Below are 13,758 nucleotides of genomic sequence, written 5' to 3'. Positions count from 1 at the left end.
CGTTGTCAAGTGTTTGACGACTTAATTTATAGTTTATCTATTTTAATACCAATTTGTTGCATGTCATCCCAAAATTTTTGGTATGATTTTGTTACCACTTCTGCTTCTAGTATTTTAATAGGAACTCTTAATGCCAAAGGCGCAAATGCCATTGCCATTCTATGATCTTTATAGGTTTTTATAGAAATATTTGAATTTATTTCTGAAGAAATTTCTAAATGTAAACTTTTATCAGTTACAGAAATTACGGCTCCTAAATTGGTTAACTCGTCATTTAAAGCGACTAATCTGTCTGTTTCTTTAATTTTTAAAGTGTGCAAACCCGTTAGATTACATGCTACTTTTTCTGCAAAACAAGTTACTGCAATTGTTTGTGCAATATCTGGCGCATTTTTTAAATCAATTTCTAAGGTTTCTTTTTTACTTTCTTTTGCCTTTTTTAGGGTGATAAAATTCTGACCGAAAACTGTTTCTACTCCAAAATGTTGATAGATTTCTGCCAAACAAGAATCTCCTTGTAAACTTTCTTTTTTATATGCTGATAATTGAATTTCTGATCCAACATCTGATAATGCAATAATTGAATAAAAATAACTAGCAGAAGACCAGTCTGATTCTACTACTACAAGTTGTTTTTCTATTGATTTCTTAGGATTCACTTTAATGAAGTTTCCTTCAAAATTAGTTTCAATTCCTAATTGATTCAATAAACTTAAAGTCATCTTTATATAAGGAACAGAAGTAATTTTACCCAATAATTCTATTTCTAAACCGTTTTCTAGTTTTGATGCGATCAATAATAAAGAAGAAATATATTGGCTACTTACGTTTCCGTTAATTTGGACTTTATCTGTTGTAATTTTTGTTCCTTTAATTCTAATTGGAGGATACCCAACTTTGTCTTCATAAGAAATAGAAGCGCCAACATCTTTTAATGCGTTCACTAAAATTTCAATTGGTCTGTTTTGCATTCTTTCAGAACCTGTTAAAACAACTTCTCTACCTTCTTTAACTGCAAAATATGAAGTTAAAAAACGCATTGCTGTACCTGCATGACCAATATCTACCGTTTCTTTATCTGTAGAAAGTGCATGTTGCATGTGCACAGAATCGTCTGAATCTGATAAATTTTCTATAGAAATTTCTGGAAATAAATTTTGAAGAATTAACAATCTATTCGATTCACTTTTAGAACCAGAGATTGTAATATTCTCATTAATTTTCTTATTCCCTAAAACATTTAATAATATATCCATTTCTTAAAATCTATAAATCAGTTTTTTTTCAAAGTGCCAAAGTTACTACTCAAAAGAACTCTAACAAAGTTTCTAAGCAAGAATTAAGTGTAAAAATTTGATGCTTTTTTTAAGAATTCAAAGAAATTTCTGCTTTTAAATCTAATTCAATTGCATTTTCTAAATCTAGCAAGTGTTGTTTTCTGACTTTTAACTTCGTTTCAACATGTGCTTTCTTATTTAATTTAGAAAACATACCTGCTACTTTAATTGCAGTTGGTAATAAATGACCTTCTGGAACCAACAAATCTAAAAACCCTGCTTTTACAGCATCTTTCGGATTATAAATCTCTGCATTATTTACACTTCTGTTTAAGTAAACTTCAGATAAACGTGCTTTTGCAATGGCAACTCCTGCATCGTGCATTGTCATACCAATGATAACTTCGTTTAAACCAATTTTAAAATCGCCTTCTGTACCAATTCTATAATCTGAAGAAAGTAATAAAAAAGCCCCTTTTGCAATTGCATGACCAGAACAAGCAACAATTATTGGTTGTGGAAAAGACAACATTCTTAAAGATAATTTAGAACCTTTTGTAACTAATTCTATTGCAGATTTAGGCGACTTCGTCATTATTTTTAAATCAAAACCGGCAGAGAAAATTCCGTTTTGTCCTGTAAGAATTACGACTTTATTTTCTTTTTCTGCTTTATCTAAACCTAAATTTAATCCTTCAATTACTTCAAGAGAAATTGCATTTGCTTTTCCGTTTTGAATTGTAATAATTGCATAATTTTCTTCTGATTGATACTTGACGAATTCGTTCATAATTTTGATTTTAAACCAAGTTACAATAAAAAATAAAAACACAACATAACAATTTACAGTGCATCCTTAATTTTATTTGGGCGTTCCTTTCAGGTCAGGCTTTACGCTACAATCTTTTTTTTCGTACCTCAAAAAAAGGATTTCCACTTCAATCCCTAACGCAACCTACTTGCTAACAATCTAAATTCAATAATTCGTTATTAATTGTTTATTTTTGCCATTTAAAACAAATCAAAGACTTATTAAATTGTTTTTAGACCATAAAATCTAACAATTTCTTTTTTTAAGTGGAAGTAACATCTATGGATAAAATTAAAAAAATATTTCTTTCGTTTGAACAAAGCTTTTCCTTGCTTTTTCTTTTAAAATGGGTTTTTATTTGTTTACTTATTGGAGCATTAACAGGTAGTACTTCTGCTGTTTTTTTATGGACTTTAGAATGGGCTACAAATTATAGAGAAGCTAATTTATGGATTATTGCTTTCTTACCAATTGGTGGTTTAATGATTGGTTTGTCTTATCATTATTATGGAGAAAGTGTTGTAAAAGGAAATAATTTACTACTTGAAGAATTTCATTCTCCTAAAAAAATAATTCCTTTTAAAATGGCTCCGTTAGTATTTATAGGAACTATTCTTACTCATTTATTTGGTGGTTCTGCAGGGCGAGAGGGAACAGCTGTACAAGTTGGTGGTGCAATTGCAGATCAATTTACCAAAATTTTTAAACTGTCTGATTTAGATAGAAAAATTGTATTAATTTCAGGTATAAGTGCAGGTTTCGCTTCTGTTTTTGGTACACCTTTAGCAGGCGCTATTTTTGCGCTAGAAGTTATGATTATTGGAAGAGTGAGATTTGAAGCTATTGTACCAAGTTTTTTAGCAGCGGTTTTCGCAAATTATTTTTGTGATGTTTGGCAAATATCTCATCACACACATTATAATATTCCAACAGTTTCTGACTTAACGCCCGCAACCATTTTATGGTCTTTATTGGCAGGTATTATTTTTGGTTTGGTAAGTATGTTGTTTTCTAAGTCTACTCATTTTTGGGAAAATTTATTTAAAAAACGTATTAAATATCCGCCACTTCGTCCTGTAATTGGTGGAGTAATTTTAGCAGTTGTTGTCTATCTAATGGGAACAACAAAATACATAGGACTTGGTGTACCAACAATTGTAGATGCTTTTAATATCGATTTAAATTCTTACGATTTTTTATTGAAAGTATTATTTACTTCCTTCACTTTAGGTGCGGGATTTAAAGGAGGAGAAGTAACTCCGCTATTTTTTATCGGAGCTACTTTAGGAAATGCTTTAGTCTGGTTTATTCCAATGCCAATGCCTTTATTAGCAGGAATGGGATTTGTAGCTGTCTTTGCAGGAGCAACAAATACACCTATTGCTTGTACAATTATGGGTATAGAATTATTCGGAATTGAATCTGGAATTTTTATCGCTTTAGCTTGTACTACTTCTTATTTATTTTCTGGACATTCAGGTATTTATTCCGCACAAATTGTAGGAAGTCCGAAACATACGTTTTTTATGAAAGAGAAAGGACTAACGCTTACTGAGGTAGATAATCAAAGACATAAAAAGTAGTTGTTATAGATGGTGTAGGTAATATAAAAAAACGAAATGGAATTTAAACCAGAATACATAGTTGGAATAAGTAAAGTTTTGATTTTAACTCTATTGATTTCTATTTTACCGATTTACTTTTTAGAAATCGAGAATCAATATATCCTTTTTATAATATCATTTATTATCTTTTTTGTTGTTCTAATTATGAAAAACAAACAGTGGATTAAAAGTGTGAAAATTGACCCAAAAAAAGCTGAATTTCGAATAGAATACCCAATGAATCTTATTGGAAATAAAAAAACAACTTTTTCTTTTTCTGAAGTCAAAAAAGCTACATATTATGAATATATGTATAGGACACCAGCTCACTATAAAATTGAATTTAATATCGAAAAAACACGATTTGACTGTAGTGGAAATGAGTCTGAAAAAATAAATTTAATACTAGAAAAAGGAGGAATTAAAACAAATTTTTATCACAAAAAAGAAGATTTAGGATATAGATAACACTACCTACAATAACGTTTAAAAAAATTACTTATTTTAGATTAACCTAAAGTTGTTGCATTTTTACTCACTCCCATTTACCTTCGAATGAAATCCGTTCTTAAAACAGCTACTTTCAATACAAAATCCTTTAAAATTGTAACTTATTTTACAACTCTATATCTTCAGTATCTATCCAATTTTTCTTTTCAACGACAGTTCCTTTATCTAAAATAATAACTCCTGGATTTGCTCTAATCACAGTTTTTAAAGTAGTTTCATCACAGAATAAGAAATCGAAAGGTAAATTGTGTTTCTCTTTAGCAAGAATTAAATCATCCGTAAAAGAAGCCGAAACACCATAAACTGTATATCCTTTTTCTTTTGCTCTAGTTGTAACTTCTTTAATTGCAGGAAAACCATTAACATCTACTTTTTCTAAATCATAGATAATAACCAACATTACTTTTTCCTTTTTTAATAACTCTGGCGCTAAATCTGCTTGCTCATTTTCTAACATAAAATCATGAACAGGAGGGATTTCTCCATCATCTTTATACTCCATACCTTCAGAAATATTTTTTCCAATTGCATACGCTCTAAAATCAATTAAAGGCAAATGTGTTAAGACGTGTTGCGTAATAAATAGAAACCCTGCTAATGATAAAAAAGTAATTACTTTTGGTATTTTCCCTTTAAAAATTGGTTTAACATGCTCAACTTTTATCACTAAAATGATGATTAAAGCAATTAAAACAATGTTCTTATAGAAGGTTCCCCATGCAGATAATTTTACAGCATCACCAAAGCAACCACAATCTGTTACTTTATTATAAAAAGCTGAATACCAAGTTAAAAACAAGAAAACTAGTGTTAATAAAAACAAACTCCAAACTGTAACCTTAGGTTTGTAGCCGATTAAAACCATTACTCCTAAGAGAATTTCTGCAATAATTAATAGAATTGCGAATGGCAATGTATAAGGAATTAAAAATTCCATATTTAAAACACCTTCAGAAAAATATTCTTGAAACTTGTATTTAGAACCAATAGGATCTACCAATTTAACAAAGCCTGAAAATATAAATAAGGCTCCAACTAAAACTCTTGCAATTTGTGTGATAATTTTTAATATCATGGCTTTCTGCTTATATAATTATGCTGTTTATCATTTACTGTTAAATAATAAATTGCAAAAAATAATCTTCTTTTTATTCCTTTAAATTCTTCAACTTTAAACCTTACTCAGCCAAATGAATCATTGCAAAAACAGCATAGTTAATCATGTCTTGATAATTTGCATCAATCCCTTCAGACACCAACGTTTTTCCTTTATTATCTTCAATTTGTTTAACACGTAATAATTTTTGTAAAATTAAATCTGTTAAACTAGAAACACGCATTTCTCTCCAAGCTTCACCATAATCATGATTTTTATTCATCATTAATTCTTTAGTAATCTTACTATGTTTATCATATAAAACAGTAGCTTCTTCCGTGTTTAAATCTGGGTTTTCAACAACACCATTCTCTAACTGAATTAACGCCATTATAGAATAATTGATGATTCCAATAAACTCAGATTTTTCACCTTCATCTACTTTACGAACCTCATTTTCTTGCAATTGACGAATTCTTTGCGCCTTAATAAAAATCTGATCTGTTAAAGATGGTAAACGTAGAATTCTCCACGCAGAACCATAGTCAGACATTTTCTTAATAAATAAACTTCTGCATTCTTCAATTACAGCATCGTATTGTTTTGAGGTATCTTGCATTTTTCAGTAAAAGTATTTGTGTAAAAATAGTAAAACTTAAACGCATTTCATTTATTTTTACGATGAATTTATCAACCATTAATATGAAAAGAATTGTTGTTTTTTGTGGATCAAGCTTAGGCTTTAACCCTATTTATAAAGAAGGCGCTATAGAATTAGGTAATTATTTTGCTAACAATAAAATAGGTTTGGTTTATGGTGGTGGAAAAATTGGAATGATGGGTATTCTTGCAGACACAATTCTAGCTCATAATGGCGAAGTTATTGGTGTAATACCTAAGTTATTAGAAAAGGAAGAAGTGGTGCATTCTGGTGTAGAAGAAATGATTGTTTGCAAAAAAATGAGCGAACGAAAAGTAATCATGAGTAAATTAATTGATGGTTACATTACACTTCCTGGTGGTTTTGGAACACTTGATGAACTTTTTGAAGCTTTAACTTTAGGGCAACTACATATAGAACAAAAACCTGTTGGATTACTAAATGTTAATGGCTTTTTTGATGCGGTTTTATTACAATTAGATAAAATGGTAGAAGAAGGTTATTTAAAACAACAAAACAGAGAATTGTTATTAGTTGGAACTTCTGTAGAAGCTTTAATGCAAAAAATGAACAATTACAAAGCACCGGTAATTGAACATGTAATTAATAAAGTAGTAAGTTAAAATGACAATAAATTGCAAAGGTACTTTAGTCGACTTATCATCACCAAAAGTGATGGGAATTTTAAATATTACTCCAGATTCTTTTTTTGACGGAGGAAAATATAAAAACGAAGCAGACATTCTTTCTCAAGTTGAAAAAATGCTTTTCAATGACGCAACTTTTATAGATGTTGGCGCTTATTCTTCTAGACCTGGAGCAAAACACATTTCTGAAGAAGAAGAACTCAACAGAATTGTACCTGTCATTAATTTATTAGTCAAAAACTTTCCAGAAATCATTATTTCTGTAGATACTTTTAGAAGTAAAGTTGCCCAAGAAACTATAAACGCTGGTGCAGCAATTATCAATGATATTTCTGGAGGTAAAATGGATGAAAACATGTTTTCTACTGCTGCCAATTTACAGGTTCCTTATATTTTAATGCATATGTTAGGTACTCCACAAAACATGCAGCAAAACCCTGTTTATAATGATGTAACTAAAGAAATCATTTCCTTTTTTGCAGCACAAATACACAAACTACATCAACTTAAATTAAACGATATTATTATCGATGTTGGTTTTGGTTTTGGTAAAACCATCGATCATAACTTTGAAATTTTAAAGAATTTATCACTTTTTAAAAATTTAGACGCGCCTATTTTAGCAGGAATTTCTCGTAAATCTATGTTGTATAAAACCTTAGACATTTCTGCCCAAGAAGCACTGAATGCAACAACTTCTGCCAACACAATTGCACTTTTAAATGGCGCAAATATTTTGCGTGTTCACGATGTAAAAGAAGCTGTAGAAGCTGTAAAAATTGTAAATCAAATTTCTTATTAGAAGCTATTTCCTGCTTTCACTACTCGCTTTTTTTTTATGCTGAATTTACTTCAGCATCTCTCACTTTTAAAAAGTAATTTCATTATTGCTACAGATACTGAATCGAGTTCAGCATAAAAAAAAGAGATTAAACAGACCGTTCAATCAGGGCTAGACTTGTTTGCCAACTTTCTGTCATCTGTTTATAAAAATAAGGATCTGTTTTTAAAAAGCTTAAATTTAGATTTAATATTTAACAAGAAAAGTAAGGGTAAAGGAAAAGATTATAGTCCGTCATTTGTCATTAAAGACCGTTCGCAATGCTAATCACTTTACCCCTTACTACATAAACTTGAACAGATCATTAGACCATCAAGTCTGTATTTAGGATTGATAAGTAAATGTAGTAATTTTTCTATAAAAACATTTGATATGAGTAAAATTATAGGAATTGATATTAGTAAGCAAACCTTTGATGTTTCTTATTTAGAAAAAGATAAATGGATGCACAAAATTTTTAAGAATCAAAATACAGGTTTTGAGCAATTTATTAAATTGATTAGTGCATCAGACTGGATTGTAATGGAGGCTAGTGGTCCTTATTATGTTCAGTTAGCAACTTTTTTACATGCATCTAGTTTTAATGTATGTGTATTAAATCCTTTGATAATTAGAAGATATAGTCAAACAAGATTATATAGAGCAAAAACAGATAAAAAAGACGCAAAGACAATTGCCGAATATGGTGCTCAATATGAGTTAAAAAGATGGTGTCCAGAGAGTAAACCTAGTATAGAAATTAAACAACTTTACACAGCTTTAGAATTACTAAAAAAACAAAAACATCAAACAAAAAGACAATTAGAATCCTTTGAAGCAACAGGTTTGTTGAGTTCGGATCTTAGAAAAGAATTAAAACAAGTACTAATATTATTAATAAGACGTATTGATAAGTTTGAAAAAAAGATAGAGCAAATAGGAAGATTAGCTTATAAAGACACGGTTGAAAGAATAAAAACGATACCAGGAATCGGGCTAAAAACGGCTATTATGATGAGTGTTATTACAGATAATTTCACAAAATTTGATAACTATAAACAACTGACTGCTTTTGTAGGATTTAGTCCAAGGCTATATCAATCAGGAACAAGTGTAAAAGGTAAAGGACATATTTGTAAAATGGGCAAACCTCAAATTAGAAAACTTTTGTATTTATGTAGTTGGTCTGCAAAAAGAGTAAATAAAAATTGTATCGAAATGTATGAACGACTTAAAGAAAAAGGAAAACCCGAGAGAGTAATTAAAATTGCAATAGCTAATAAATTAATAAAGCAAATTTTTTCTATTGCGACTAACAAACAAATTTACAATGAAAATCATCAAAACTTATATTTTCTGAAATAAAAGAAATTTTAACAATAAATAATAGTTTTTTAACACAGATCATTGCGAGGAACGAAGCAATCTCTTAATTCACCTTTTAAATAAACAGATTGCTTCAGTCATTCTTCCCTCGCAATGACGAGTGAAAATTTTTCTTGGCATCTTTTTTGTTAAATAAATGTTAACGCCAAAAATCCAACTAGTCAAACTTTAATAAATCTTCCGATAATTTTATCGAGAAGAAAACCCATTTTATTAACTTTTAAATACTAGAAATTATGAGCAGAAAAGAATCTCCAGAAATTAATGCTGGTTCAATGGCAGACATCGCATTTTTATTATTAATCTTCTTTTTGGTAACTACAACTATGAATGTTGATGCAGGAATTTCAAGAAAAATTCCGCAGAAACAAGAAATTCCACCAAAATTCGATATTAATGAAAGAAACATTCTAGAAGTAAACATTAATAAAAACAATGATCTATTTGTAGACTGAAAAACAATTCAATTAAAAGAATTAAAGCAAATTGCAATTAATTTTATTGATAATGGTGGTGGTTTAGACATCAACAAAAATAATTGTGATTGGTGTGAAGGAAATAAAGATAAATCATCTTCAGATCACCCAACAAAAGCAATTATATCAATAAAAACAGATAGAACAACTACTTACGAAACTTACATTTCTACCTTAGATGTTTTAAATTCTGCTTACACAAATTTGAGAAATAAACTTTCTATAAAACTATACAACAGAAACTATGTTAGCTTACTAGCAGCATCTCAAAAGTCAAACAGTGTAGATAAAAATATTCAAGAAAAAATAAAATTGATTCGAGAGAAATATCCGTTATTATTATCAGATGCAGAAATCAATAACTGATATTGTAATCAGCGAATTTATTAGTACTTTAGCCTAAAACCTGTCAATTTTCATGTTCGATTTTATTGAATTTTCCTTATTAGATGTTTTAGATATTTTATTAGTAGCTACACTGCTCTATTACATTTACAAATTATTAAAAGGTACTGTTGCTATAAATATAGTAATAGGAATTGCCATTGTATTTGTTATTTGGAAAATAACAGAAGCGTTAAGAATGGAAATGCTAAGTGGTATTTTGGGGACTCTTTTAGGAGGTGGTGTTGTTGCATTAATCATTGTATTTCAACAAGAAATAAGAAAATTCTTATTAATGATTGGTACTACAAACTTCACTAATAAACGAAGTTTTTTAAAACAATTAAAATTTTTACAAACAGAAATTAGTACAGAAATTGAAACTGAAGTTATTTTAGAAGCTTGTAAAAAATTATCAAAAACAAAAACAGGTGCATTAATCGTTATTGAACGTACCAATGCTTTAGATTTTTTGATAAATACTGGCGATACTATGAATGCTTTAGTTAATGTTGCTATTTTAGAAAGTATTTTCTATAAAAACAGCCCTTTACATGATGGAGCATTAATTATTAGAGATAATTTTATTGTAGCTACAAGAGTAGTTTTACCAATTTCTGATAGCACTAAAATTCCTGCTAGGTTTGGCTTAAGACACAGAGCAGCAATTGGAGTTTCAGAAAAAACAGATGCTGTTTGTTTATTAGTTTCTGAAGAAACAGGAGAAATTTCTTATATAAAAGATGGGGAGTTTGAACTCTATTCTGATTATAGTGAACTCAATGAAAAACTTAGAAAAGACTTAATGTAATATTAACTCTTTAAAAAAAATGACAAAAAAAAAGGTTCTCAAAATTGAGAACCTTTTTTATATATAAAAATAACTATCCTTATTTAGAAGGAGCCATTTTAGATTGAATAGCAGATAATACACTTTTGTATTTAGCCATTTCTTTAACGTCTAATTTAGATGCTAATTCTTTTCCTTTTGCTAATAAAGCAGCTCCTTTAGGTGCTAATGCAGAAATCTTAGCTAAATTACCATTTGCAGCAATGTAGTCTTTTGCATAAGCAGCATATTCAGTTAAGTTTTTTGTTACAGCTTCGTTTGCAAAACTAGGAATAGAAACTCCTTCTAATGCAGAACTTACCATTTCTGAAGCTTTATCAACAACAGCGTTTGCTGCGTCTTTTGCTCCATCTGCTACTGCACCTGCAGCGTCAGTTGTTGCATCTACAGCTGAACCAGCTGTTTCTACTGTTGCATCTTTTAAGTCAGTAGCTCCTTTTTTCACTTCTTTACAAGACGTTGCTAATAAAGAACCTGCAACTAATACAGATAATACGATTTTTTTCATTTTTAAACTTGTTTTTGTTTGAGATGCAAATTTCAGTAATTAATCCTAATATTACTATAAATAATAGACGAAATAACCTAATAAATAGGTAGACTAACAAAAATAATAGACAAGCTAAGAAGCAACATCTAAACTAAATTGTTTATCGTATAAATTCTTATAATACCCATTTTCTTTTTCTAACAGCTCAGTATGCGTTCCCTCTTCAACAATAAGACCTTTATCCATCACAATAATTTTGTCCGCTTGTTTAATGGTTGCTAATCGATGGGCAATTACAATAGACGTTCTGCCTTTTGTAATTGTTTCTGTAGCATACTGTATCATTTTTTCTGCATAAGAATCTACAGAAGAAGTAGCTTCATCTAAAATTAAGATACTTGGTTTACTTACATAAGCTCTTAAGAAAGCTATTAATTGTCTTTGACCTGAAGATAACATTGCTCCACGTTCTTTTACATTATATTGATAACCTCCAGGAAGCGTCATAATAAAATCGTGAATACCAATTTGTTTCGCAGCTTCTTCAACTTCTTTTAAAGTGATATTTTCATTTTTTAAAGTAATGTTATTTAATACTGAATCTGAAAACAAAAAGACATCTTGTAAAACTACTGCAACCTGATTTCTTAAACTTTCTAAATCATATTCTTTTACAGAAACACCATCAACACAAATAATACCACTATCAATTTCATAAAAACGGTTTATTAAGTTGATAATTGTAGATTTCCCTGCACCTGTTGCTCCGACAATTGCAACTGTTTGTCCACTTTTTACGTCTAAAGAAATTCCTTTTAAAACTTCTTCATCTTTTATATAACTGAATCTAACATCTTTAAAACTGATATCTCCTTTTAATTTTTTTGCTTTAATTGTTCCATTTTTAACAATACTACTCTGGGTATCAATTACTTTAAAAACACGCTCTCCAGAAACAATTCCCATTTGTAATTGATTAAATTTATCTGCAATCTGACGTAAAGGTCTAAACATCATTTGTGCCATTTGTACAAATGCCATTACAGTTCCAGGACCAGCAACTTCTCCTCCAAGAATTTGTTTACTACCAAACCAAACAATTAAACCAATACCAATTGATGATAAAATTTCTGCAATAGGAAAGAAAATCGAAAAATACCAAATCGTTTTTACATAAGCTTCTTTGTGCTTATCATTGATGTCTTTAAAGTTCTTATATTCTATTTTTTCTCTGTTGAAGAGTTGCACAATTTTCATTCCTGTAACTCTTTCTTGTACAAATCCATTTAAATTTGCGACTTGATTTCTTACTTCTTGAAAAGTTGCTTTTATTGCTTGCTGAAAAACTCGTGTTGCATAAATTAGGATTGGTAATACAGCCAAGGCTATTAGGGCTAATTTCCACTTCATGTAAAACATTAAAGCTGCAATTGCAAACATTTGCAAAACATCACTCACGATTGTAAAAACACCACTACTAAAGAAAGCTGCAATAGTTTCTATATCAGAAACAACTCTTGTAACCAATTTACCAACTGAATTTTTATCAAAATAAGACATCTTAAATTGCAAAATATGTCTAAATATTTTTGCTCTTATATCTCTAATAATATGTTGTCCAACCCAATTTGCAAAATATATAAATGTAAAACGCAGCAATACTTCTAGAAGTACAACTGCAAACATTAAAATAGTATTATTAATTAAACCTTCGTTATCTTTTTCTGTAATGTATTTGTCTACAGTTTCTTTTATTAAAAGAGGATTTAATAATGAAACTAAAGCCAATAATATTGTTGAAGAGGTTGCAATAAAAAACTTAAACTTATAACGTTTTGCAAAAGACATAAGTCTTAAAAAAATCTGTAAATCAAAAGCTTTCCCTGTTTTATCTGCCAAAACCTAATATTTTATCTTTGTTAAAAATAATCCTTTTGCAGGAACCGACAATCCTGCATTGCTTCTACTTTTACTTTCTATAATTTTTCTAAACTCGTCTTTAGTAATTTTTTCCAAACCAACATCAACCAAAGTACCAACAATGGCTCTTACCATATTTCTTAAAAAACGATTTGCTGAAATATAAAATGTAAGTTCTTTTCCATTCTGTTTCCAAACGGCTTCTGTAACGTCGCAGTTATAAGTATACACATCTGTTTTCACTTTAGAAAAAGTTTGAAAATCTGTATATTCTAATAATAGTTTGGCAGCGTCATTCATTAAATCTATATTCAGATTCTGAGAATGGATTTGCCATGAAAAATCTAATAAAAAAGGATTTCTACCCAACCATACTTTATATTCATAACTTCTACTAATTGCACCAAAACGTGCGTGCTTTTCATCATCAACAGAAAAAACATTGTATACAACAATATCTGAAGGCAAAAGCGAATTTAATTTATGAGGAATATCTCCTTTCAATTCTTTATCCAAATCAAAATGAGCAAACATTTGCGATGCATGAACACCTGTATCTGTTCTTCCTGCACCAACAACTTCAATTTTATTTTGAAAGATTGTACTAACAGCTTTGTTTAATTTTTCTTGTACAGAGATAACATCAGGTTGAATTTGCCAACCATGATAATTTTTTCCTTTGTAAGAAAGTTCTATAAAATACCTCAAGAAGATTTGTTTTTTGTAGCCTTCAAAATTACGAAATTTATTTTGTTATCCTTACATTTGGCCACTAAGTGGCTCTAAGTATTTTTACTTTGATCAAAAAGTAAAATAATGTTAGTTT

15 protein-coding genes are annotated in these 13,758 nt (G+C 29.4%); 8 read left to right on the top strand and 7 right to left on the bottom strand.

Annotated elements, in window-relative coordinates:
* Window positions 1-26 precede the first annotated feature (26 nt).
* Together BTO07_RS14315 and BTO07_RS14310 are read right to left on the bottom strand one after the other, a co-directional pair.
* A complete protein-coding gene (locus tag BTO07_RS14315) occupies window positions 27-1,256 on the bottom strand; it encodes a 3-phosphoshikimate 1-carboxyvinyltransferase (RefSeq protein WP_087521880.1) in 1,230 nt (409 codons plus the stop codon).
* 109 nt (window positions 1,257-1,365) lie between these two features.
* Complete coding sequence (locus BTO07_RS14310; RefSeq protein WP_087521879.1) at window positions 1,366-2,067, bottom strand: crotonase/enoyl-CoA hydratase family protein; 702 nt, start codon at window positions 2,065-2,067, stop codon at window positions 1,366-1,368.
* Between the two features lie 302 nt (window positions 2,068-2,369).
* On the opposite strand from BTO07_RS14310, the gene BTO07_RS14305 reads away from it, so the two are divergent.
* Together BTO07_RS14305 and BTO07_RS14300 are read left to right on the top strand one after the other, a co-directional pair.
* Window positions 2,370-3,671, top strand: a complete 1,302-nt coding sequence (locus BTO07_RS14305; RefSeq protein WP_087521878.1) for a voltage-gated chloride channel family protein — start codon at window positions 2,370-2,372, stop codon at window positions 3,669-3,671.
* A 36-nt stretch (window positions 3,672-3,707) separates the two neighbouring features.
* Complete coding sequence (locus BTO07_RS14300) at window positions 3,708-4,160, top strand: hypothetical protein (RefSeq protein ID WP_087521877.1); 453 nt, start codon at window positions 3,708-3,710, stop codon at window positions 4,158-4,160.
* A gap of 148 nt (window positions 4,161-4,308) precedes the next feature.
* On the opposite strand, the gene BTO07_RS14295 is transcribed toward BTO07_RS14300, so the two are convergent.
* Together BTO07_RS14295 and BTO07_RS14290 are read right to left on the bottom strand one after the other, a co-directional pair.
* Window positions 4,309-5,277, bottom strand: a complete 969-nt coding sequence (locus BTO07_RS14295) for a MauE/DoxX family redox-associated membrane protein (protein ID WP_087521876.1) — start codon at window positions 5,275-5,277, stop codon at window positions 4,309-4,311.
* A gap of 103 nt (window positions 5,278-5,380) precedes the next feature.
* A complete protein-coding gene (locus tag BTO07_RS14290) occupies window positions 5,381-5,917 on the bottom strand; it encodes a DUF1599 domain-containing protein (protein WP_087521875.1) in 537 nt (178 codons plus the stop codon).
* Between the two features lie 83 nt (window positions 5,918-6,000).
* Here BTO07_RS14290 and BTO07_RS14285 point away from each other — a divergent pair, with 83 nt between their 5' ends.
* The 6 genes from BTO07_RS14285 to cdaA all read left to right on the top strand — a co-directional run bounded on the left by BTO07_RS14285 (window position 6,001) and on the right by cdaA (window position 10,483).
* On the top strand, window positions 6,001-6,582 hold the full coding sequence (locus BTO07_RS14285) for a TIGR00730 family Rossman fold protein (protein WP_087521874.1): 582 nt from the start codon (window positions 6,001-6,003) through the stop codon (window positions 6,580-6,582).
* A 1-nt stretch (window position 6,583) separates the two neighbouring features.
* A complete protein-coding gene (gene folP / locus BTO07_RS14280; protein ID WP_087521873.1) occupies window positions 6,584-7,408 on the top strand; it encodes a dihydropteroate synthase in 825 nt (274 codons plus the stop codon).
* Window positions 7,409-7,819: 411 nt separating this feature from the next.
* Window positions 7,820-8,791 carry an IS110 family transposase gene (locus BTO07_RS14275; protein WP_087519708.1) on the top strand — a complete coding sequence of 324 codons (972 nt, stop codon included), beginning with the start codon at window positions 7,820-7,822 and terminating at the stop codon, window positions 8,789-8,791.
* A gap of 257 nt (window positions 8,792-9,048) precedes the next feature.
* Window positions 9,049-9,267: an ExbD/TolR family protein gene (locus BTO07_RS17600; RefSeq protein WP_232457042.1), complete on the top strand. Its 219-nt coding sequence runs from the start codon at window positions 9,049-9,051 to the stop codon at window positions 9,265-9,267.
* Between the two features lie 225 nt (window positions 9,268-9,492).
* Window positions 9,493-9,654 (top strand): hypothetical protein, encoded by a 162-nt coding sequence (locus BTO07_RS17595; protein ID WP_232457041.1) that lies wholly within the window; start codon window positions 9,493-9,495, stop codon window positions 9,652-9,654.
* Window positions 9,655-9,706: 52 nt separating this feature from the next.
* On the top strand, window positions 9,707-10,483 hold the full coding sequence (gene cdaA, locus BTO07_RS14265; RefSeq protein ID WP_087521872.1) for a diadenylate cyclase CdaA: 777 nt from the start codon (window positions 9,707-9,709) through the stop codon (window positions 10,481-10,483).
* Window positions 10,484-10,562: 79 nt separating this feature from the next.
* On the opposite strand, the gene BTO07_RS14260 is transcribed toward cdaA, so the two are convergent.
* From BTO07_RS14260 to truA, 3 genes are all read right to left on the bottom strand, one after another.
* Window positions 10,563-11,030: a hypothetical protein gene (locus BTO07_RS14260; RefSeq protein WP_087521871.1), complete on the bottom strand. Its 468-nt coding sequence runs from the start codon at window positions 11,028-11,030 to the stop codon at window positions 10,563-10,565.
* A gap of 114 nt (window positions 11,031-11,144) precedes the next feature.
* On the bottom strand, window positions 11,145-12,911 hold the full coding sequence (locus BTO07_RS14255) for an ABC transporter ATP-binding protein (RefSeq protein WP_087521870.1): 1,767 nt from the start codon (window positions 12,909-12,911) through the stop codon (window positions 11,145-11,147).
* Between the two features lie 3 nt (window positions 12,912-12,914).
* On the bottom strand, window positions 12,915-13,640 hold the full coding sequence (gene truA / locus BTO07_RS14250) for a tRNA pseudouridine(38-40) synthase TruA (RefSeq protein ID WP_087521869.1): 726 nt from the start codon (window positions 13,638-13,640) through the stop codon (window positions 12,915-12,917).
* Window positions 13,641-13,758: the final 118 nt, after the last annotated feature.

It is taken from the genome of Polaribacter sp. SA4-12 (genome assembly GCF_002163675.1).
Taxonomy (GTDB): domain Bacteria; phylum Bacteroidota; class Bacteroidia; order Flavobacteriales; family Flavobacteriaceae; genus Polaribacter.
Note: the sequence above shows the minus strand (reverse complement) of the source record. Positions and strands in the feature narration are given on the sequence as shown.